Below are 20901 nucleotides of genomic sequence, written 5' to 3'. Positions count from 1 at the left end.
AAACGCAAATAACAGGAGGTGCTATGCGTACAAACAGATTATTGCCGTTACTGGCAGTGCTGGTGTTATCGGCTTGTCAGCAGGGGCAGGCAAGCGGTACGGCTGACACTGAGCGTCTGCTGCCTAAACCGGTGGTCGAGCCGATAGATCCGGTAAAAGATCCGTTAACGGCGATGAAAGCGAGGAAACAGCAAATGGCCGAAGTAGCAGATTTAACCAGCATGCGGGCGGAAATTATGGCGCTGATTGGTGAAGCCCGCGCCGATAACGTGCAGCAATGCCGGGTCGCCGGTTTTGGCAGTAAGCCGTGTGGCGGGCCGGCCAGCTATATTGCCTATTCGCTGAAAGATAAAAATGAGACGGTACTGTTAGCGCTGATTGAAAAGTACAATAGTGCCGCCAAAGCAGAAAATGAACGGCTGGGGCTGATGTCCGACTGCGCCATAGTGCCCAAACCTGCAGTGGTGCTGGAAAACGGCGTCTGTACATTAAAAACCGGCACAGATACAGCAAGCTATTGAGTTTGCTACTGGTCTGAACGCTAAGGCAACAGTACACTGTTGCCTTATTTTTATGTCAAAGGTAAGTGGTGTGACAACAGCAGAATCTTTTCAGCGTATTTATCAGCGCGCCTGCGATCGTAAAGGCGGTGAAGCAGCATTGGCAGCCTTATTGGGGCACAGTGCCAGTGCGGCTGAAATCAGTGTCATACCGGATAACCTGTTGCTGGGCGAGCTGACGAAAAAAGTGTTTCAGTCGGGTTTTGTCTGGCGGGTGGTGCGGCAAAAATGGCCGGGTTTTTGTGAAGTGTTTTTCGACTTTGACATCGAAAAAATACTGCTGATGAGCGATGAGATGCTTGAAGCCAAAGCCCGAGACGAGCGTATTATCCGCAATGCGGCCAAGGTCTTTACCATCCGTGATAATGCCTTGATGATTGACGACATTGCCGCTAAACACGGCAGCTTTGCCCGTTTTATCGCAGACTGGCCAACAACCGATATTATCGGTTTATGGGCTTATTTAAAGCAGCATGGTGCCCGCCTTGGTGGCAACACCGGCCCTTATGCGCTGCGCGCCATTGGCAAAGACACCTTTATTCTGAGTACCGACGTCGAGGCTTACCTGCGTGCCAGCAACGTCTTTGACGGCGGTATCAACAGTAAACGCAGTCTGGCGCAAATTCAGCAACAATTTAATCTGTGGCAACAACAATCTGGCAGCAGCTTACAACATATCAGCCAGATTATTGCTCTGAGTGTGGGGGAGAATTACCTGGGGATGCAGCAATAATGGCGTTGGCTCTATTAGCGTCTGCAGCGGCAGATAAGCTTTATGTTGCCAGTTTGTGCCAGCAATTTGGCCTGGCACTTACCGACAAGGCTTCCGGCTGGCATTTAGCCTGGCAGGACGACGCCCTGGTACTTAGAAATACAGACTTACCTAAACAAGGCGATATTCTGGTTGATTTTGCCAGTGGTGCCGCCAGTTACCGCCGGCTGCATGGTGGCGGTAAAAACGAAGCTATTGCCAAAGCCTGCGGCCTGAATAAAAAGCGTGATCTCAGTATTCTGGATGCCACCGCCGGTTTAGGCCGTGACGCTTTTGTCCTGGCCAGCCTGGGGGCTCAGGTGGTGATGGTTGAGCGTAATCCACTGGTTGCGGCACTATTGTTTGACGGCCTGCGCCGGGCCGCGGCCAGTACTGAACTTAACTGGCTTAACCAGCGTATGCAATTGCTGCACAGCAGCGCGCTTGAGGCGCTGCAGCACCAGCCGGCAGTGGATGTGGTGTATTTAGATCCGATGTTTCCGGCCAGGGAAAAAACTGCCTTGGTTAAAAAAGAAATGCGGGCCTTTCATGACGTGGTGGGCACTGATGCCGATGCCGATGTTTTGCTGGCACCGGCTATGCAGTTAGCGAGCAAAAGAGTAGTGGTAAAACGGCCTGGTTATGCCGGGTTTTTGGCAGCACAACCACCTACAATGTCGGTAACGGGTAAGAATAACCGCTTTGATGTGTATATTAATGCAGCAATTTAATGCTATTTTTGCTAACGAATAATTTAACAGGGGAAATACCATGATTAAAGTCGGCGACAAGTTGCCTGAGGTGAGTTTTTCGCAACTGACCAAAGAAGGCGTAATGAATCCACTTACCAGCCAGATCTTTGCCAATAAAAAAGTAGTGCTGTTTGCTGTACCAGGCGCTTTTACGCCAACCTGCTCAGCCGCGCATTTACCCGGCTATATTACGCTGGCAGACCAAATAAAAGCCAAAGGCGTGGACAGTATTGTCTGTACTGCAGTGAATGATGCCTTTGTTATGAGTGCCTGGGCAAAAAGCCAGAATGCCGAAGAAATTGTATTTTTAGCTGACGGCGGCGCGGCGTTTCATAAAGCAATTGGCCTGACTATGGAAACCGGTGATTTTGGCGGCCTGCGTTCACAGCGCTACGCGATGATTGTTGAGAACGGTGTGGTTACACTGCTAAACGTTGAAGCACCAAAAACCTTTGAAGTCAGCAAAGCTGAAGTGATTTTAGCGGCGCTGTAAGTCAAACAGTACCTAAACCTGGTTTAGCAGGTTTAGGTACTTTGTTTTTACCTGACAGTATTAGCCGCGTATCGCCACAATTTTCCAGCCATCGGCACGGTATTTATCGACAATAGCACTGCGGGTGCCACGATGATCCTGCGTTTGGTAGGTTGCCACTTTTAACCGGCCCACGGCCTTACCAAAATCAGGCCGGCAGCACCACAGTGATTGATCATCTGATGGATGCGGAGGTACCAGCGTTTTAATGCCGCCGTGTTTTAATGCCATATAAGACAGATGGATATCTTCGCCATTGTCCCAATATTCCGGCTCTTCAATCCACATATAGCGCACATAACTTTTACGCATAAACCAGGCATGGCCGACTAAATCGACTTCAGTCACGTCGTTGTTTTGCGCGCCGTTCCAGCCGGCCTTATTTTTGCTGGCATAACCGCCTGCTGCCGGTAGTAACACACCAGAGCCGCCCAGAATGCCATCATGGCCTGCTGCAATGGTATTTAAACAGTTTTCAAACCAGCGCGGCTGCGGTAGGATGTCATCATCGAAAAAGGCGACAAACTCAGTGCGAACCAGACTGGCTAGCGCAAAACGGCCCCAAAACAAAAAGTTAGTGTTACACACCACTACCCGATCGGCTAATGCTGACACATCCAGTAAATCGTCTTCACTGCGGTTTGACCATACCCAGATTTCGTCCGGTGGTACGCTTTGGTTGCGCAGTGCCGCTATTTGTTCTGCCAGATATTCGGCACGCCGGTATGCCGTCAAAATCACCGTAATGCCGGTTTTTTTCGCAGCCGGCATAGGCGTGGCATCACGGTTAAACACTATGTTATCGGCAGGAGCGGCCAGTTTACGTTTTACCGCACCAGCTAGTTTAACCCGCCAGAAGCCTAATACCCTGGTGTTCCACCACCAGCGAATACTTTGTGCAATTGTTTTTTTAGCTGCCATAACGCTCTCTGTTATTTATTGATCAGTGCCGACTTAACCCGGCGGATAGCTTTGCGGACCACCGAAATTTTGCTGTCTTCTTTGTAACGGCCTTTTTCAGCGTGGCGGATAAGCAGCAGGTTGGGTAGTGCTATTGGCGTGCCCTGGGTACCTAACAACCAGCGCACCGCGCGATCTTCGTAGGTTTTAGTCCAGTGTTGCTTCGGTTTTTGATACACGGCTAAATCGTCACAATAACCGCAGGCGCGGGCTACGTCACCGTGAATAATCTGAATAGCGCCGGTGGCACGGTCAAACTTACGCGGTTTAAATTTGCTTTTATCTACTTCCAGCAGTGCCGTTTTGTCTTTGCCGGCAGAAATCATCGGGTCGGCTTCGGTCAGCAAAGCCGTTACCAGCAAGGTATCCGGAAACAGTAAAATATCCTGCCGGCCTTTAAGTAATTGTTCCAGCGTGTCTAAGCAGCCCTCGTGAAACACCATGTCGCAGTCGGCAAACCAAATCCAATCGGCCTGGGTATGCTTAGAAGCATGGTTGCGGCCAATGGCACGGCGCAGCAATAAAGGCGTGGGTAATTGCTGAAAATTCCACTCGACATTGGGTACTGTGATGGTTTGAAAATGCTGCAGCAGTTTGGCTGTTTCTACATCTTCGGCAGAGTAAAATACGGTAAAGCGCAGTTGCATATTGCTGGGCGGGTATTTTACCAGCGAGCTTAACTGATAGACAAAAAAGCGCGCGTAGTTCCAGCAGTGGCTGACAATCTCCAGTTTGATATTGTCATGTACCACCGCCAACTTGGTCTTGTCGGGCTGGTTTTTAATAAAAGCGGTGGCCGGAAAATAGCCTGAAGCGGCAAAGCGCAGCAAAAATTCTTTTACACCATCCAGCATGGCAGGTTGCCGGTATTCAGGAAGTGCCATAATAGCTCCGTACAAAGGTCGGCCGGCCTTGTGCCGCCAGAGGGGTTTCAGGCCATAATAAGGCCGCTAGATTAACATTTTATCTGCAGCTGAAACAGAATCTTTTGGTATCAGCGGGCCAAATTTGGCATTATGGCGCACCTTTGCCGCCAGTGTTTATAACACCAGCGCGGCGGACCAGAGTTAGCTAAGAAGGGATAGATGTCACTGTTAAGTCGTTTTTGCTACAGCTTGCTGCTATGTCTGCTATCGCCGCTGCTGCTGGGTTATTTGTTGTGGCGCTCACGCAAGGACAGCGCTTACCGGCGGCGTCTGGCCGAGCGCTTTGCGTTTAAACTGCCCGCTCAGCATGCCCGGAGCGGCATAGTGCTGCACACCGTATCGGTGGGTGAGTTTAATGCCGCCCGGCCATTAATTAAGCAATTACTTAAACAGTATCCGCAGTTACCACTTACTATCACCTGCACTACGCCAACTGCCTCAGCAGCCATTCTGAAATTACAGGCAGAGCAGCAACAGGGCCACAACATCATACATTGTTATCTGCCATTCGATTTTCCCTGGCTAATGCGGCGCTGGTTAGCATTTTTGCAGCCACAATTGCTGATTATTTTAGAAACCGAGTTGTGGCCAAATTTACTGGCTAACTGTAAGGCCCTGGCTATACCAACCTTAGTGGTGAATGCCCGCCTGTCGGCCCGCTCTGCCAGGGGTTACCGGCGTTTGTCGTGTCTGGTAAAGCCGATGCTGCAAAATATCAGCCAGATTTTAACGCAAGACAGCGCCAGCGCCCGGCGTTTTGCCACTTTGGCCGCGCCAAAGGTGCAACTGGCTGGCAATTTGAAATATGAACTGGACGTGCCGGCGCAGAGTGTGGCCCTTGCTGCAGACATTAAGCCGACCCTGCAAGGCCGTATTGTCTGGGTCGCCGCCAGTACCCATGCCGGAGAGGATGAAATGTTATTGCAGGCCTACCGGCAGCTGCGCCTGCAGTACCCGCAACTGTTGCTGGTATTGGTGCCACGCCATCCGGAACGTTTCGATGCGGTAGCGGCCTTATTGCAACAACAACAGCTAAGCTATGTCCGGCGCAGTAAGTCTCAGCTGCCCGATAGCACCACGGCCGTCTGGCTGGCAGATTCAATGGGCGAATTACTCAGTTGGTATCAGCTGGCAGATTTTGTCTTTATCGGCGGTAGTCTGATTGAGCGCGGCGGACATAACCCGCTGGAGGCGATGGTCTTTGCTAAGGCGGTGATATCTGGTCCCTATGTGTTTAATTTTCAACAGGTATTCAATTTACTTCAGCGTCAGCAGGCTTATTTGGCGGTCCGTACCAGTGACGATATAGCCAGAGCTGTGCAGCAGTTGGTCGATCAGCCAGAGCTGGCGCAACAGCTTGGTAGCAAGGGCCTGGCATTGTATCAGCAGCAACAGGGGGCGCTGGCACGAACTATGGGTGAAGTAGGGCAGTTGCTGCCGCTGGCTGGTATAGCCAGATTACAACAAGGCAGTGCAGTGGCCTGGTTTGATGCCGCCTTTTTCCCCAACGCTGGTCTGCATTATTTTCAGCCACAATACTGGCAGCAGCAGGGCTTAGTGTCTGGCCAGTCAACCGGGCGTAACACCGTATGGTTTGTCCGGCAAGATGACAAGCAAGCCGTGCTGCGGCACTACTACCGCGGCGGTTTGATTGGCAAGATAAATAAAGACTGCTTTTGGCCGGTGCCGCTACGGCAAAGCCGGGCCATGGCTGAATATGCTCTGCTGTGGCAGATGCAAAGCTGGGGATTGCCGGTGCCGCGGCCTTGTGCGGCTTTATATCAACCCCGGCGATTGCTGGGTATTACCTGGGCCTACCGGGCGGATATTCTGATTGAACGCATAGAGGGCGCGACTGATTTAGCTCAGTTGCTGCAACAGCAAAGTCTCAGCGCTGCGCAGTGGCAACAGCTGGGCAGCATGATAGCGCGCTTTCATCAGCATAGCGTGTATCACTCCGATTTAAACTGCCACAATATTTTACTGGATAAGCAGGGCAAATTCTGGCTGATTGATTTTGATAAATGTGCACTCAGAGCCGGCAATGACTGGCAGCAGGCAACGTTGGCCCGTTTGCTGAGGTCGCTGCAGAAAGAGCGGGGCCTGCATAACAGTTTTAGCTGGCAGCCACAGCTATGGTCGGCACTGCTGCATGGCTATCAGCAGCAACTTACCGGTTAAAATTGACACTTTATCGCGCTTTTTCTGTATTTTAGCTGTCACAAAACTGTTTTTATCCTGTCACTGCTCTTGGTGTAGCTGCCGTTCTTTGATATAACATCAGACGGTGGAGGGGCATCTATGCGGCTAAATAAAATAATAACAAGCTTAATGCTGACCAGTTGTGTACTGGCAGCGGAACCACAACAACAGTTTGCTGCGGCGCAGGCTGCGTACGCTCAGGGTGAGCACCGCAAAGCGGCCGAAATCTGGCAAACGCTGGCAATGGAAGGCGACACTAAAGCCCAGTTTGAGCTGGCGAAGCTGTATTCTTTAGGCCATGGCGTTGAACAGGATGCATTGCAAGCGGCCTACTGGCTGGAGCAGGCTGCGTCGGGCAGCACCGATTATGCTGAATCGGCGCAGGCTAAACGCGATATCATCGATGCTGTAGCCGAGATGAAACAACAAACCGCTACTGAAACGGCCGACAGTGCCGATACTACAGCCGTAGCCGTTGCAACGCCTGCTACGGTTAGCCCGGGTAAGCCAACTACAGTAGCAGCACCACTAAGTACTTCCGATACCGAGCAAACCCGGCAGGCACCGGCGGTTGCAGCTGTACCCGTACCTGTACCTGCTACTGCAGCAACCAGGGCTGCACCGGCGCAGCCGCCTGCTGTTGCGGCAGCTGCACCTAGCTACAAAGCGGCAGAACTGCCGGTAAAACCACTGCCACAGGCGAATTTCGATAGCGGGCTTAGAGCTTTCCAACGACAGAATTATGCCGAAGCCTTTAGTCACTGGTACCCACTGGCACACGCTGGTGTGGCGGATGCGCAGTTTAATCTGGCGGCGATGTATGCTTATGGTCATGGCGTGGCAGCTGACATGGCTGGTGCTGTGCACTGGTTTAATGCGGCGTCAGATCAGGGTATGGCGCAGGCGCAATACCAGTTAGCACTGGCCTATGCTAATGGCAATGGCGTGGCGCAGGATGATGCGGTTGCTGTGTTTTGGTATCAGCAGGCTGCGCAGCAGCAATTTGCTCTGGCGCAATATAACCTCGGTTATATGTATGGTGCCGGCCGTGGTGTAACACAAGACGAATCAGCGGCATTGCTGTGGTATCAGCGTGCTGCTGAGCAGGGTGATGCTGATGCCCAGTTTATTGTGGCAGGTCGCTATATGGACGGACGCGGCGCAGCACAGGATTTGGCAGCAGCGGTAAATTGGTACCAAAAAGCTGCCGGACAAAATCATGCCCGTGCGGCCTATGAGCTGGGCCGTGCATATTTGCAGGGCCAGGGCGTAGCAAAAAATGAGAGCCGGGCGCTGGATTGGTTTAACCGGGCCGCAGCGCAGGGTATTATTGAGGCTCAGCGTGAAGCCGGGATCAGCTATTCGCTCGGGCGTGGTGTCAGAGCCAACGACGACAAAGCGGTAGAAGTTTTACAACCTGCATGCAGCAATAACGACATAACGGCTTGTTATTATCTTAGCCTGCATCTGTTGGATGGCCGCGGCGTGCGTCAGGATAAGCAGCAAGGCCTTCAGATGCTGCGACAAGCTGGCCAGGCCGGCAATGCTGAAGCGCAGTACCGGCTTGGCGTGCTGTATAGCCAAGGCAAGGAGCTGGAGCCTGATGAAGCGGCAGCTTTTAGTTGGTTTTTGCAAGCGGCAGAACAAGGCCATGCTGAGGCGCAATATTTAGCCGGCCTGCGATTGGCCAATGGTACCGGCACGGCACAAAATGATGCCGCAGCCGTCAGCTGGTATCAACGTGCAGCAGAGCAGGGGGTACTGTATGCCCAGTACAATCTGGGTTTTATGTACGGTGCCGGCCGTGGCGTAAAAAAGGATGATGATAAGGCGCTGTATTGGTACAGCAAAGTCGCAGAGCAGGGCGATGCTGATGCCCAGTTTAATTTAGGGCTGCGCTTTGAAACCGGCCGTGGCGTCAGACAAGACGACGCCCGGGCCGTGCACTGGTATCAAAAAGCGGCAGAGCAAAATCATTTGCGTGCCATTGCTCATCTGGGTTATATGCATGAAAAAGGCTATGGTGTGCCTATGAATGAACGCCGTGCCTTTGAGCTTTACCAACAGGCTCTGCCGGCTGCCGTGCCCCGGGCGTTAACGGCAATGGGCTTGTTTTATAAAAACGGTCGTCAGGTAAAAGCCGATGATAAAAAGGCGGTGGAGTTGTTTACCCAGGCTGCAGAACAAGGCTATGCCAATGCGCAATATAATCTGGGCTGGATGTATGAGTTTGGCCGTGGCGTCAGCCGTGATCTGGTCAAGGCGCGTGATCTGTATCAGCTGGCAGCAGAACAAAGTGAACCGCTGGCTCAGGCACAGCTGGCCCGTTTACTTAACCCCTAATCTCTAATCTGAGTGGCAACGCCATTGCAATAAATAAGGCCAGCATCAGCTGGCCTTATGTTTTTCACGCTACGACAGCGTGATCTCAGTGCTTAGCCTGACATGGTTATGGCTGGTAACTTGCCGTCAGGGTTAAACCTGATACAGCGCTATAGCCGTACACAGAGATATACCAGGTTGCAGCTTGTGGGTTATTGAAGCTACAGCTTTCGGTATTACCAGACTCGTACGGACGGCAGTCATAACTTGACGTGGTTGGCTGAGCACCGCGGCGTACGTAGAGATCAGCATCACCGCTGCCACCTGAAGTATTAACGGTCAGACTGCTCATACCGGCCGGTACTGTTACCGTGTAATGTTTCCAGCTACGCCGGGCAATGCTGATATCCGACTCAGTCAGTGTCGCGCCCTGGTTGCCACCGCCGCCAGTGCCGGCTGTGTAATCTGCCAGCAGAGAAACGCCGGCATAAGCACTGTAAGCATTTATCATCACATGATAGGTTCCGGCCTGCGTTGTGCTAAAGCTGCAGTTTTCGGCATTACCTGTCTTATAAGGACGGCAATCATAGCTGGACGTGGTAGGCTGGCTGCCAAACTTAATATACATATCGGCATCACCGGTACCGCCTGACATAGTAAAGCTCAGGTTTGTTGCCCCGGCCGGTACAGTAAAGGTGTAGAAGCTGGTGCTGTTTGCTGCACCACTGAGGTTAGTCAGCGCCACGCCTTTACTCAGCTCGTTGCCACCAACAGGGGGTTCTTCACCGCCACCACCATTGCCAGAACCATCACAACCATTTTGTGCGATGTAGTCAAAAGCGGCTTTCGTGCGCACCAGACCATAGCCGTATGAGTTGTCCCGGCCTGTGGTGCCCAAGTCTTCGGCAGTGACCGCCAGCACATTACGGATCTGTGCGTTGCTACACTGCGGGTAGTGGCTCCAAAGCAGAGCGGCAACACCGGCAACATGCGGCGATGCCATAGAGGTACCGCTCATCAGGCCGTAGTTGCTGGCGCCTGAACTTAAGCTGGCCGTCTGGCCCAACTTACTCATCAGCGCCTGACCTACTGCCTGAGTGACGGCCAGAGCCGGAATACTGGTACCCGGGTTATCACCCAGTGTACCGCCAAAATCACCGGCAACATTGTTATAGATGACTGTTGCCAGGCCGCCACCGTCTTCACAAGACTGCACTTTTTGCACAAAGCTGACGTTACCGCGCTCGATCAGACAAATTTTATTTGCCACGTTACTGCAGGTGGTTTCAGCCAGGCCACAGTTCGCCAGGGCGGCATTGGCGCTGCCATCAGACGAGTTGGTCATCGGGCTGCTGGCATAGCTGCTGCTGCCGACACTCAGTACTGCTTCCAGCCCAGTACCTTCTGGATAGGTAGAACGAATATCCACACCCGGTGCGGCCAGCTCAACCTGGCTGTTACGCTGGGAGAAATCCGCCAGTTGCTTATTGCTGTCAATCGCAGCAACAGAGACAACAGCATCATAAGATGCCGGGTACGACATAACCGTATTGCCATCATTACCTGCCGCCGCTATTAACAACACGCCCTGATCAAAGGCCGCCTGCATAGCGTTAGCTTCAGTGGTGCTGGAACCTTCACCGCCCAGGCTCATATTAATTACCGTCGAGCCATTGCTGACACAGGTATTTACCGCATTGGCCAGTGTAGAGCTGTAGCCCCAGCCGTCATCATTAAATACTTTAATAATATGCAGTTTAACATTACCGTTTGGCAGTACACCTACCATGCCAACGCTGTTGTTCAGCGCTGCTATAGTACCGGCAACGTGGGTACCGTGCGGGCCGCCGTGCTCATACCAATTACCGGTGCCGGCATTGTTGCTGCCGGTAATATTGCCGGTTAAAAAGTCTTCGTGCGGTAAATCCAGACCAGAGTCAATGACACAAACTTTTTGGTTTGAAGCAAACTGATCACTAACCTGATGCGCCTGCACCATGGTATAGCCAAATGGCACTTGCTGTGCCATCGGGTAACGCTTGTGATCTTCTTCAATTAAGGCTACGTCAGCATCGTTTTGCAATGCCGCCAGCTGGCTGGGTGTTAGTTCCGCCGCTACTGCGCCCTGGGCTGCCAGCACTTCTTTTATCCTGGCACCACGGCTTTCCAGCCGCTGCTGGCGCTGCTGTAAATTAACGCTACGCAGCGTTTGTGCATCGTTAGTAAACATGCCTGGGCCAAAGGTTTCCAGCGCCTGTGTTTTGTATTTCACGATGTAGCGTTTGCGATCACCGGCACTGCTTTTAGTGCTAGATGCTTTGACGCTAACCGGGCTGCTATAACGTGTGCCCTGGTCAATAGCGTCCTGAGCGCTTACTGCTGTGGTTCCAAGTAGGGTTGCCGGCAAGCACAATAGTGCCAGCTTGCTTAGACTAAACTTCTTATTTTTCATGTGTTTCTCTTGATTATTTATTGTTATATGTTCCTGGATTGATGACGCCTTATTGCAACCATGCAATAACATCTTCCTACCTTTTAGCCATAATGTAATTAAGTGTAAATCCGCAAAATAGTGACATTTGTTGCAGTTTTATCTGCGCGATCGCCGCTGTTTAGAAAAAAGGTTTTTTTTTAAACGCACTACTATAGGTAAACCGAAGCGCTGTGCTCGTTACAGCTTGGTATTCATACAGCCGGGTTGTTTTTTATATGCTTAAAAAGCATAACTTATATTCATTGTTGCTATGTAAACCGGCACAGTTTGCATTGGTCCGCTTTGTCGCCGACAATAACGCCTTTGTAAGTAACAGGCAGACGCAGAAACATGCAGCAGTGGGATGTAATCGTTATTGGGGCCGGCGCAGCCGGTTTAATGTGTGCCATTGAAGCGGGTAAACGTGGCCGTAAGGTGTTGCTGCTGGATAACGGCAAACGGGTTGGCCGCAAAATTCTGATGTCGGGAGGCGGCCGCTGTAATTTCACTAATATGTATGCCGCACCGGAAAACTTTCTGTCGCAAAACAAACACTTTTGTAAATCGGCGTTAAGCCGCTATACGCAATGGGATTTTATCGCCCTGGTACAAAAGCACGGCATTGCCTACCACGAGAAAACCCTCGGCCAGCTGTTTTGTGACGATTCCGCCAAAGACATTGTTGATATGCTGCTGTCAGAGGCCAAAGCGGCCAATGTGCAAATAGCGTTGCAGCAAAATATCAGCGCTGTCAGCTTCGCTGATGGCCAGTATAGCGTTACCACGCCCGAGCTTAGCCGGCAGTGCCACAGCTTAGTCATCGCCAGTGGCGGCCTCAGCTTGCCGAATTTAGGCGCTACTGCCTTTGGATTTCAGCTGGCCGAGCAGTTTGGTTTAAAAGTGCTACCGCTGCGCGCGGCCTTAGTACCACTGACCTGGCAGCCAAGTGATAAAGCCGTGTTTGAGGAAATAAGCGGTGTGTCTTTGCCGGTAACGGCTGAAGCTAACGGCACAGTATTCCCGGAAGATATGCTGTTTACTCACCGTGGCTTAAGCGGGCCGGCAATACTGCAAATTTCCAGCTACTGGCAACCCGGTGATGAGGTGGTGGTAAATATGGCACCGCAAACCGACTTAGTTGAATTTCTGACGGTGCAGCAGCAAGCCCATCCGGAGCAGGAAGTAAAAACCGCGCTGGGTAAATTACTGCCAAAACGGCTGGTCGAAAAGTTACTGCAATTAAACATCTTTGCCAATCAGCCACTTAAAGCGCTAAATCCGAAGAGTATCAAACACATTGCCGACAGCCTGCATGCTTATGTATTTAAACCCAATGGCACCGAAGGTTACCGCACAGCCGAAGTGACCATCGGCGGTGTCGATACCGATTATTTATCGTCAAAAACCATGGAAGCCAAACAGCAGCCGGGTTTATATTTTATCGGCGAAGTAGTCGATGTTACCGGTTGGCTAGGTGGCTACAATTTCCAGTGGGCCTGGGCCAGCGGCTGGGTCGCCGGGCAGTATTGTTAAGGTAAGCCTGATGAAAAAACTCTCCAAAGTACAACTTAAACAGCAGGCCGCGGTATTGGATGCGGTAACGACACTGGAGCAGCAGGCGCTGGTAGAATTACCGGGCGCGGTGCAGTGCTGGTTTAGCATGGAATATGAAGCCTTTCCGCTGTCGTTGCTGGTGCGGTTGCAGTTTGCGGCGCAACCTTATTTAGACGCGGCGCAGCCGCAGTTGCTGGCCTGGCAAAAGCGCTTAAGCGGCTTGATGCTGAAAAAGGGCGTGGTGCTTAAAGATATGCGCAAGCATCTGGTGTTTACCCTAAACAGCCCTGATGATTAATCTGATAACGACACCTTGCTGAGACTGCTATGAAATATTATCTGGGCGCTTATGCTGCTTCGCCTAATCAAACTGGCTGGGATGCTGAGCTGGAAACGGCTTATTACGACGAGCTGAAAAAACTGCCGCAGCTAAAAGGGCTGGAGCACCCGTTTTTGGGCCGCTTACATCAGCACGACGATGACTGGTTTTTAGCCAATATCGACCCGCAGTGGGATTATGTGTTTACCTGTATTCCCGGCATTATGAATGCGCTGGCGCACAACCCGCTGTTTGGCCTGGCGTCAGTAGATGAAGGCGGCCGGCAGGCGGCGCTGGATTTTATGCAGCAGGCTTGTGCCGCTATTGGCAAGCTGAACGCGCATTTGCGGCGTCAGGCGGTAACGGCAATCCAAATTCAGACGGCGCCGGCGCGCAATAAAGCGCCATCTTCTAAAGCAGCACTGCTGGCATCACTTAACACTATGCTTGAATGGGATTGGCACGGCGCCCGCATTGTTATTGAGCACTGTGATGCTTATGTGCCAGAGCATGTGCCTTCTAAAGGCTTTTTAGCACTGCAGGATGAACTTGACGTGTTAACGGTGTTAAATGCCACTTTGCCAGCGTCGCAACAGCTGGGTATGGTGATTAACTGGGGGCGTTCGGTATTTGAAACCCGCCGCAGCGATGGCGCGCTGCAGCATCTGGTTGCAGCGCAGGCGGCCGGCGTGTTAAGCGGGCTGATGTTTTCCGGTGTATCGGATCAGGACAGCGAATACGGCGCCTGGCGCGACAGCCATCAACCGCCGCAAGCCAGCGCACTGGTACAGCCGGGTGAGCCAGGTAGCTGGATGACAGAGCAGGCCATGGCGCAGTGCCTGGCGGCCTGTAAGGCCGTGGATTTACTTATTCTGGGGGCAAAAATCGGTATCCGGCCACACAGCGCCGATATTAACCACAGGTTGGCTTATATCCGCGCGACGCTGGCCATTTTGCAGCGCAATGTTAAGCCGGGTTAACTTACTGCGGCGTTGATGCTATGTGGGCTTTAATATGGCTAAAGTGTTTAATGGCCAGTAAGCCCACTATGGCTAAGGCGACGCTGGGTATTAAGGTATTGATATAACTTAAATAGGTCAGGCTAAGCTCATCACGCAGTTCAACTAACCGCCACAAGCTGTGTAAGCCCAGCACCAAGATCGGCAACACTATTAGCCCTAGGTGATAGTGGCGCTGTTCTCCCTGCAAATATAACAACGCAGCCGCGGCCGGCAGCGCCAGTAGCAGGTGCAGTACTAAGTCGGCAACCGACATAATGAGTAAGGCTGAATCACGCCAGTTAGCCGACGCACTAAGCCATTCTGGCAGCGGGTTGATGCTGTTGATATAGGCAAAACACAGAATCACAAAGTACAGATGGGCGCCACCGACCAACAACGAGATCAGCGAGCGGATAACAAAAATGGCCAGATTGGCAGTCATAACAAGGCTCCGGCGGAATAATTGCCGGCAAGGTAGCATGCCGGTTTGCAACAGACAATAAAAAAGGGCCGTTCGGCCCTTTGGTATTAGTTAGACGGTGTGCGGTACTTTTCAAACCAGGCCAGCATGTATTCGACTTTTTCAATCATCCGGCCAGGCTTGTTAGAAATGCCGTGCGGTGAACCGGGAATACGCACCAGTACGGTGTCGATACGGCGCAGCTTTAACGCCTGATAGAACTGCTCTGACTCAGAAATTGGTGTGCGGCGATCTTCTTCACCGGTAATTAAAATGGTTGGTGTAGTGACATTGCCCACCAGACTAAGCGGCGAACGTTGCCAGTAATGTTCGACATTTTCCCAGGGTACACCGGGGAACTGATGGAAGGTCTGATAGGTATAGCTGTCGCCGGTCATCACCTTGCTTAACCAGTTAATAATAGGTTTTACCACGGCTGCGGCTTTAAAGCGGTTGGTCAGGCCTATGGCATAAGCTGAGGCAATACCGCCGGCCGAGCCACCCCCGATAAACAGGTTGTTCTCATCAATAAAGCCCAGCTTTAACATGGCATCTACGCCGCTGTTATGATCAGCGAAGTCTTCCGGTGAGCTGTATTTATTGTGCAGTAACATGGCAAAACGCTCGCCATAAGATGAGCTGCCGCGGTGGTTATCATAAAACACCACATAGCCTTCTTTGGCATAACGCTGCATTTCAGCGCTCCACTGCGGGCCATAGGCCAGGTGCGGGCCGCCATGAATTTCCAGCAATAACGGGTATTTTTTCGTCGGGTCAAAATCGGGCGGTGTCATATACCAGCCCTGAATTTCTTCGCCGTCAAACGAGGATTTGTATTTAATTTCATGTACCTGAGCCAGCTTTTTATGTGCCAGCAGGTCATCATTTAATGCAGTAAGTACCCGGTTTTTGCCTTTTTGCAGCACGGCGACATCGCTGGGGCGCTGGCTGGTGCCATGGGTATAGGCAATAACGCCGTTATCAGAAACTGAGTAGCTACCGCTTAAATACGGCTGAGGTTGGCTTACGCCACCCAAACTGGCGGTTAAGTCGGTCAGCTTACCTTTGGCCGTTAAACTGGCCAGTTTACGCTGGCCCCGGTCGTCGTATTGCACCACAAAACTGTTATTGCTTAACCAGTTAGGCGATTCGATGCTGCGATCAAACTCTGCGGCAATATCGCTAATGTTGTTACTGGCCAGATTAAGCACTTTAAGCTTACTGTTGCTGTAGGGCACTAACGCATTGCTTTGCCATAAAAACGCCAGCTTTTTACCATCAGGAGAAAACACTGGTGCTGACTCTTCTCCCGGCATTGAGGTTAGCTCGGTAAGTTGTTCGGTGGCTAAATTTAACTGGTACAGGTTAGCATCGCGCGGTTGGTATTCCCACTCTGCTGCCAGGTTGGCGGCAAACACCACTGCCTTGCTGTCAGGGGTAAACTGTAAATCGCTGCCGTAATTAAAATCACCCTGGGTTAGCTGGCGTGCCGTACCACCACTGGCTGGTAGCACAAAAATCTGCCGGAATTGTGGTTTCAAAAAGCCCTGGCCATCGGCCTGGTAGCGTACTCTGTCGTACACCGTAGCGCTGGGTGACCATTTGGCTCCGGCCGGTTTTTGCACCCGCTTTACTTTTTGCTGCATTTCAGCGGCAGCCGCGGGCATATTCATGGTAAAGGCCAGCTGCTTGCCATCCGGTGACCATGTCAGGTTGGCCGGGCTGTGGCGTAAATCCGATAATTTGGCAGTGCGGTTTTCAGTTAACCAATGCAGATGAATTTGCCGTGCGCCTGAGCTGTCTGAGATAAACACCAGCTGTTTGCCATCGGGTGACCAGCGCGGCTGGCTGTAGTTAAACTGGTCGGCAAATAGCGCTGTTTGTGCGCCAGTAGCAACATCCAGCAGCCACAGGCTATTGCGTGTGCTGTCGGTCATAATGTCATTGCTGGCACGCACATAAACGATTTTGCTACCGTCAGGCGATATTTGCACATCAGAGGCATATTCCAGTGCAAAGATGTCTTCAGCTTCGAAGTAACGGCTGCTGGCAGGCGTTACGGGCTCAGCAGCCAGCACGACGCCATTCAGGCTTAACAGCACGGCGGCGGCAAGGGAGATGCGGGATAATTTCAGCATAGGTGCCTCAGGATAGTAGTTGCTTATTATCTGCTTAAACTACCCTGAAGCGGGGATGGCTCAAAGCCGTCAGCGGCAGAGTGACGGTTTTGAGCGTTGTGCCACGGTGATGGCGGCTAATGTCAACCGGCCAGGCTGTCAAAAATATGCAGAAAGGTCGGTGCCTGTTGAATGGCCAATGGCATTTTTAGCCGTCTGGCAATATCCTGGGCACTTATCACGCCACGGATCTGGTGGTTTTCGCGGTCGATCACCACGCAGTGTTGCTCGCCACTGGATTGCAGCGTATTGACCACATCAGAAATGCTGCAGTGTTGCAGTTGCTGATAAGCCAGCGCTTTAATACGTTCGCGCGGGCGCATCAAGTCGGCCACCCGGATATCGTCCCGGCTGGTGCCAAAGGCAATATGCCGCATCATGGCTTGTTCTGACAGCTGCTCAACCGGCAACAAACCCACCAGCTCGCCACCACTGTCTACCACCAGTTTTAGTTTGCTGTGTTCGCGCTGCATCATTTGCAGGGCTTCACGGGCTGCGGTGCCGGCGTCAATCATATTCGGCTCGCTGTGTTTAAAATCGTTAACAACGCTCAGCGCCGGTGATTGCAAGGTGGTACCGCTAAAATCGGCAGGCTGTACTAAATGGTCAATGTTTTCAACTGAGTATAAGGCTAAGGTTTTCATCGTGTTTCCTCGGTACCGGTACGCAGAGGCCATACCGGTGTAGCAATAATCTAAAGTGGCAGTGTTAATGCCGGAACGAAATCAGATTAGAGCCGGAAACGGTGGTGCCCGCGGTTTGAGGTTACTGAGGAAATGGGATGGACGGGCATCAGCATGATACTGCTTAACCACAGCGCTATAACGTGCTGGTGGTGCAACAGGTGTGCTAACAATATAACCGCCGGGCTGATCGGTACTATCTTCGCTGTCGGCATTAAGCCCATCGTGCAGTACCGGCAATACAGCGTGTAAGCTGGTGTCGGCCAAAGGTGATAGCCTGCTGTCATGCACGGCAAAAGCCTGAGGTGTGCACCACAGGCTTAACATCATCAATATGGCAAGACTACTTAACCAGCGCATAAATCCTGTGTTCTTTCAGTCGGTATAAAGTACTGTCAACTGATAATGGCGGCCACTGTAGCGATGTGCAACAGGGCTGACGTAAAAACAGCATAAAATGCGACCAATTGCGGTTACAGGCCGTTAAGTAACCCTTTTAGCAGCAACGCCAGCAACGTCAGGCTAGCCACCCCGGCCAGATATAACAGCACAAACCATACTGCCTTAGGCAGCGGGCGGGGCAATAAAGGTGTTGGCATTAATAACCCTCCTCAAAGTCTTCTACTTTGCCGCGGAAAATATGGTAACCCCATAGCGTATAGGCCAGGATCAGCGGCACAAAAATTAACACCCCCGGCAGCATAAACTGCAGGCTGCTATCCGGTGCGGCAGCCTGATAAAAGCTGAGTTGGCGTGGCAGTAAATAAGGGAATAGCCCGACGACCAGGCCGGCAAAGGCCAGTAAAAACAAGGCGGCGGCCAGCCAGAACGGCCGGCTTTCGTGACGGTTGTTTATGTCTGCTGCTGCAGCAAACTGACGCTGAACCCGGCCAAGATCACGAAACAGCAGGCGGGCGCAAAGTATCGCCGACAGCGGCAGCAACATCAGCGCCAGGCTGTAGACGCTGCCAAACCAACGGGCGCGGATATCGGCCTGGCTGTACAGCGTCCACAGGCTAACCAGCAGCATCGACAGCATAACAAACAGCAGTAAACGCTGGCCGTAGCGGGCGGCTTTTTGCTGAATAGCACCGCGGCTTTTCATGGTCAGGTATGTGCATCCCAGCAGGGCATAGCCGGCCATTACTGCCAGGCCGCAAAACAAGCTAAAAGGCGTTAAGCCTTGCAGGCTGCTGGCGCTTAAGCCGCTGCTGTCAACGCCCTGTACCAGCATGCCCAGCATCAGGCCCTGACAAAAAGCCGCCAGCGACGAGCCGATAGCAAAAGCGCGGTTCCACCAGATTTTAGAGCTGTGCGATTTAAAGCGGTATTCAAACGATACGCCACGGAATATCAGCCCAATTAACATCAGCATAATCGGCAGATAAAGGCTGGAGGCAATAGCAGCGTAGGCGGCCGGGAAGGCACCAAACAGGATCACGCCACCGAATACCAGCCAGGTTTCGTTACCATCCCAGACATGGGATACCGAACGCATCAGGTGATCATGTTCGGCATCGCTGTTAAACCACGGATATAAAATGCCGACCCCCAGATCAAAACCATCCAGCAGCACATACATTAAAATGGCAAAGCCGAGCAGCAAAAAATAAAAAAGCGGCAAACCTAATTGCAATTCCATCAGTGTTGCTCCTGAGCCGGTTTAAGTTGTTTAGCCAGCGCCACCGCATAGCCGGATGCTTTAACGCCAATCAGTTGTTGTTCAAGTTGCCCGGCCGACGGCGGCCCTTTTTTGATAAGCTTGCGCATAAAGTACAAATAGACGCCAAACAGCAGGCTGTAGGTCAGAACAAACAGGGTGAGTGAAAACAGCACCCGCTCGGCAGGCAGTGGCGATACTACATCTATAGTGCGTACCAGGCCCTGCACCAGCCAGGGTTGGCGGCCTACCTCAACCACATACCAGCCAGCCAGCACAGCAATAATGCCGCTGGGTGCCAGATAGCTGCAGGTGGTTAAAAACCAGCGGCTTTGATATAAACGGCCGCGCCAACGCAGGTAAGCACCCAATAGCGCCACCGCTATCATTAGCAGGCCTATGCCGACCATAACGCGAAACGAGAAAAACACTACCGCCACATTAGGCCGCTCGTCCGCTGGCACCGCTTTAAGCCCCATCAGCTCGCCATCGGCATCATGGGTTAAAATCAGGCTGGCCAGTTTCGGAATGGCTATTTCAAAATGATTTTTTTCGCCGGCTTTATCCGGAATAGCAAATAACAACAGCGGCGCGCCGGCTTCGCGTTCAGGCCAGATCCCTTCCATTGCTGCCAGCTTAACCGGCTGATGTTGTTTAACATTTAAGCCATGTAAATCGCCAACGAAAGCCTGTAACGGCGTTAAGATCAGTGCCAGCCATAAGGTCATCGACAGGCCTTTGCGCGCCATGGTTTTATGTTCGCTGTGTAACAGCTGCCAGGCACTGGTTGCCAGCACGACAAAGGTGGCGGTAATAAAGGCTGCCAGCAACATATGGCTGAAACGATACGGCATGGAAGGGTTAAAAATAACCTGCCACCAGCTGTCTACCTGAAACACGCCGTCGACAATGCTGTGGCCGGCCGGAGTATGCATCCAGGAATTAGCCGCAATGATCCAAAATGCCGAGATCCAGGTACCAATGGCGACTACTACGGTAGCGAAAAAATGCAGTTTTGGCCCCACCCGCTGCCAGCCAAACAGCATAATGCCAAGAAAGCCAGCTTCAAGAAAAAAGGCGGTCAGTACTTCGTAAGCCATTAGCGGCCCCAGTACGGCGCCGGTGATCCGTGAGAATTCCGAGAAATTGGTGCCAAACTCATAAGACAATACGATGCCGGATACCACGCCCATACCAAAGGTAATGGCAAAAGGCTTGATCCAGAATTTGGCCAGTTGCAGATAAACTGGGTTAGCCGTTTTCAACCACAGGCCTTCCCAAATGGCGATCAGTGTTGCCAGACCTATGGTAATAGACGGAAAAATAATGTGAAAGCTTACCGTAAAGGCAAACTGCAGACGGGATAACAGCGCGGCATCCAGTTCCATATCAGCCTCGGCGTGTTCTGCTGTAACCCCATAATGCCGGCGCTATGGCGGCGGCGCAGATCAGCAGCAGGCTGAGTAATTCGGCGCTGAAGAATGCTAAGTTCATTTGTACCTCATCTAGTTGCGGTTAAATACTTGACTGAGCGCACTACAGCAAAAAGCTTACCACATTGTTGTGTAT

Annotated in this window: 19 protein-coding genes; 9 read left to right on the top strand and 10 right to left on the bottom strand. The window is 52.0% G+C overall.

The annotated features are described in order from the left end of the window. The first annotated feature begins 23 nt into the window (after positions 1–23). The 4 genes from MN202_RS04285 to MN202_RS04270 all read left to right on the top strand — a co-directional run bounded on the left by MN202_RS04285 (position 24) and on the right by MN202_RS04270 (position 2556). On the top strand, positions 24–521 hold the full coding sequence (locus MN202_RS04285; protein WP_335734855.1) for a hypothetical protein: 498 nt from the start codon (positions 24–26) through the stop codon (positions 519–521). Positions 522–591: 70 nt separating this feature from the next. Continuing rightward, the gene (locus MN202_RS04280) at positions 592–1293 is read left to right on the top strand and encodes a DNA-3-methyladenine glycosylase I (protein WP_335734854.1); all 702 of its coding nucleotides are present in this window, start codon (positions 592–594) and stop codon (positions 1291–1293) included. Then, complete coding sequence (locus tag MN202_RS04275) at positions 1293–2042, top strand: class I SAM-dependent methyltransferase (RefSeq protein ID WP_335734853.1); 750 nt, start codon at positions 1293–1295, stop codon at positions 2040–2042. Before MN202_RS04280 ends, MN202_RS04275 begins: the two co-directional genes overlap by 1 nt. A gap of 40 nt (positions 2043–2082) precedes the next feature. Next, positions 2083–2556, top strand: a complete 474-nt coding sequence (locus MN202_RS04270) for a peroxiredoxin (protein WP_335734852.1) — start codon at positions 2083–2085, stop codon at positions 2554–2556. Positions 2557–2616: 60 nt separating this feature from the next. Here the strand turns inward: MN202_RS04270 and MN202_RS04265 are convergent, their stop codons facing one another. Continuing rightward, entirely contained in the window at positions 2617–3516 is a 900-nt protein-coding gene (locus MN202_RS04265; protein ID WP_335734851.1) for a glycosyltransferase family 2 protein, read from the bottom strand. Positions 3517–3527: 11 nt separating this feature from the next. Further along, positions 3528–4439: a glycosyltransferase family A protein gene (locus tag MN202_RS04260; RefSeq protein ID WP_335734850.1), complete on the bottom strand. Its 912-nt coding sequence runs from the start codon at positions 4437–4439 to the stop codon at positions 3528–3530. 201 nt (positions 4440–4640) lie between these two features. Between MN202_RS04260 and waaA the strand changes: the two genes are divergently transcribed. Then, positions 4641–6662, top strand: coding sequence for a lipid IV(A) 3-deoxy-D-manno-octulosonic acid transferase (gene waaA, locus MN202_RS04255; protein ID WP_335734849.1), 2022 nt, complete (start codon positions 4641–4643; stop codon positions 6660–6662). A 120-nt stretch (positions 6663–6782) separates the two neighbouring features. Next, on the top strand, positions 6783–9026 hold the full coding sequence (locus MN202_RS04250; protein ID WP_335734848.1) for an SEL1-like repeat protein: 2244 nt from the start codon (positions 6783–6785) through the stop codon (positions 9024–9026). A 106-nt stretch (positions 9027–9132) separates the two neighbouring features. Here the strand turns inward: MN202_RS04250 and MN202_RS04245 are convergent, their stop codons facing one another. Beyond that, positions 9133–11457: a S8 family serine peptidase gene (locus tag MN202_RS04245; RefSeq protein WP_335734847.1), complete on the bottom strand. Its 2325-nt coding sequence runs from the start codon at positions 11455–11457 to the stop codon at positions 9133–9135. A 372-nt stretch (positions 11458–11829) separates the two neighbouring features. On the opposite strand from MN202_RS04245, the gene MN202_RS04240 reads away from it, so the two are divergent. From MN202_RS04240 to MN202_RS04230, 3 genes are read left to right on the top strand one after another with little or no spacing between them, the layout of a single operon-like run. After that, complete coding sequence (locus MN202_RS04240; RefSeq protein ID WP_335734846.1) at positions 11830–13011, top strand: BaiN/RdsA family NAD(P)/FAD-dependent oxidoreductase; 1182 nt, start codon at positions 11830–11832, stop codon at positions 13009–13011. Positions 13012–13021: 10 nt separating this feature from the next. Continuing rightward, positions 13022–13330: a hypothetical protein gene (locus MN202_RS04235; RefSeq protein WP_335734845.1), complete on the top strand. Its 309-nt coding sequence runs from the start codon at positions 13022–13024 to the stop codon at positions 13328–13330. A 29-nt stretch (positions 13331–13359) separates the two neighbouring features. Continuing rightward, positions 13360–14331 carry a DUF4862 family protein gene (locus MN202_RS04230; RefSeq protein ID WP_335734844.1) on the top strand — a complete coding sequence of 324 codons (972 nt, stop codon included), beginning with the start codon at positions 13360–13362 and terminating at the stop codon, positions 14329–14331. A 1-nt stretch (position 14332) separates the two neighbouring features. Here MN202_RS04230 and MN202_RS04225 read toward each other — a convergent pair whose 3' ends face one another. The 7 genes from MN202_RS04225 to MN202_RS04195 form a co-directional block, all read right to left on the bottom strand. Then, positions 14333–14794 (bottom strand): hypothetical protein, encoded by a 462-nt coding sequence (locus MN202_RS04225; RefSeq protein WP_335734843.1) that lies wholly within the window; start codon positions 14792–14794, stop codon positions 14333–14335. 86 nt (positions 14795–14880) lie between these two features. Beyond that, positions 14881–16950: a S9 family peptidase gene (locus MN202_RS04220; RefSeq protein WP_335734842.1), complete on the bottom strand. Its 2070-nt coding sequence runs from the start codon at positions 16948–16950 to the stop codon at positions 14881–14883. Positions 16951–17072: 122 nt separating this feature from the next. Further along, entirely contained in the window at positions 17073–17633 is a 561-nt protein-coding gene (locus MN202_RS04215; RefSeq protein WP_335734841.1) for a CBS domain-containing protein, read from the bottom strand. An 81-nt stretch (positions 17634–17714) separates the two neighbouring features. After that, positions 17715–18032 carry a hypothetical protein gene (locus MN202_RS04210; RefSeq protein ID WP_335734840.1) on the bottom strand — a complete coding sequence of 106 codons (318 nt, stop codon included), beginning with the start codon at positions 18030–18032 and terminating at the stop codon, positions 17715–17717. A gap of 113 nt (positions 18033–18145) precedes the next feature. Next, positions 18146–18271 carry a hypothetical protein gene (locus MN202_RS04205; protein WP_335734839.1) on the bottom strand — a complete coding sequence of 42 codons (126 nt, stop codon included), beginning with the start codon at positions 18269–18271 and terminating at the stop codon, positions 18146–18148. Further along, complete coding sequence (gene cydB / locus MN202_RS04200; protein WP_335734838.1) at positions 18271–19314, bottom strand: cytochrome d ubiquinol oxidase subunit II; 1044 nt, start codon at positions 19312–19314, stop codon at positions 18271–18273. Before cydB ends, MN202_RS04205 begins: the two co-directional genes overlap by 1 nt. Continuing rightward, positions 19314–20720, bottom strand: a complete 1407-nt coding sequence (locus MN202_RS04195; RefSeq protein WP_335734837.1) for a cytochrome ubiquinol oxidase subunit I — start codon at positions 20718–20720, stop codon at positions 19314–19316. The genes cydB and MN202_RS04195 overlap by 1 nt, the downstream gene beginning before the upstream one ends. Positions 20721–20901: the final 181 nt, after the last annotated feature.

It is taken from the genome of Rheinheimera muenzenbergensis (genome assembly GCF_036984005.1).
Classification (GTDB): domain Bacteria; phylum Pseudomonadota; class Gammaproteobacteria; order Enterobacterales; family Alteromonadaceae; genus Alishewanella; species Alishewanella muenzenbergensis.
This window is presented reverse-complemented; position numbering and strand designations above follow the sequence as displayed.

What these genes read in the sequence shown, in the direction of transcription:
- MN202_RS04230 (WP_335734844.1), top strand. Translation starts at nt 13,360, where the DNA reads ATGAAATATTATCTGGGCGCTTATGCTGCTTCGCCTAATCAAACTGGC.
- MN202_RS04225 (WP_335734843.1), bottom strand. Translation starts at nt 14,794, where the DNA reads ATGACTGCCAATCTGGCCATTTTTGTTATCCGCTCGCTGATCTCGTTG.
- MN202_RS04260 (WP_335734850.1), bottom strand. Translation starts at nt 4,439, where the DNA reads ATGGCACTTCCTGAATACCGGCAACCTGCCATGCTGGATGGTGTAAAA.
- MN202_RS04210 (WP_335734840.1), bottom strand. Translation starts at nt 18,032, where the DNA reads ATGCGCTGGTTAAGTAGTCTTGCCATATTGATGATGTTAAGCCTGTGG.
- MN202_RS04195 (WP_335734837.1), bottom strand. Translation starts at nt 20,720, where the DNA reads ATGGAACTGGATGCCGCGCTGTTATCCCGTCTGCAGTTTGCCTTTACG.
- MN202_RS04205 (WP_335734839.1), bottom strand. Translation starts at nt 18,271, where the DNA reads ATGCCAACACCTTTATTGCCCCGCCCGCTGCCTAAGGCAGTATGGTTT.
- MN202_RS04220 (WP_335734842.1), bottom strand. Translation starts at nt 16,950, where the DNA reads ATGCTGAAATTATCCCGCATCTCCCTTGCCGCCGCCGTGCTGTTAAGC.
- MN202_RS04245 (WP_335734847.1), bottom strand. Translation starts at nt 11,457, where the DNA reads ATGAAAAATAAGAAGTTTAGTCTAAGCAAGCTGGCACTATTGTGCTTG.
- waaA (WP_335734849.1), top strand. Translation starts at nt 4,641, where the DNA reads ATGTCACTGTTAAGTCGTTTTTGCTACAGCTTGCTGCTATGTCTGCTA.
- MN202_RS04215 (WP_335734841.1), bottom strand. Translation starts at nt 17,633, where the DNA reads ATGAAAACCTTAGCCTTATACTCAGTTGAAAACATTGACCATTTAGTA.
- MN202_RS04285 (WP_335734855.1), top strand. Translation starts at nt 24, where the DNA reads ATGCGTACAAACAGATTATTGCCGTTACTGGCAGTGCTGGTGTTATCG.
- MN202_RS04235 (WP_335734845.1), top strand. Translation starts at nt 13,022, where the DNA reads ATGAAAAAACTCTCCAAAGTACAACTTAAACAGCAGGCCGCGGTATTG.
- MN202_RS04240 (WP_335734846.1), top strand. Translation starts at nt 11,830, where the DNA reads ATGCAGCAGTGGGATGTAATCGTTATTGGGGCCGGCGCAGCCGGTTTA.
- MN202_RS04275 (WP_335734853.1), top strand. Translation starts at nt 1,293, where the DNA reads ATGGCGTTGGCTCTATTAGCGTCTGCAGCGGCAGATAAGCTTTATGTT.
- MN202_RS04265 (WP_335734851.1), bottom strand. Translation starts at nt 3,516, where the DNA reads ATGGCAGCTAAAAAAACAATTGCACAAAGTATTCGCTGGTGGTGGAAC.
- MN202_RS04250 (WP_335734848.1), top strand. Translation starts at nt 6,783, where the DNA reads ATGCGGCTAAATAAAATAATAACAAGCTTAATGCTGACCAGTTGTGTA.
- MN202_RS04270 (WP_335734852.1), top strand. Translation starts at nt 2,083, where the DNA reads ATGATTAAAGTCGGCGACAAGTTGCCTGAGGTGAGTTTTTCGCAACTG.
- cydB (WP_335734838.1), bottom strand. Translation starts at nt 19,314, where the DNA reads ATGGAATTGCAATTAGGTTTGCCGCTTTTTTATTTTTTGCTGCTCGGC.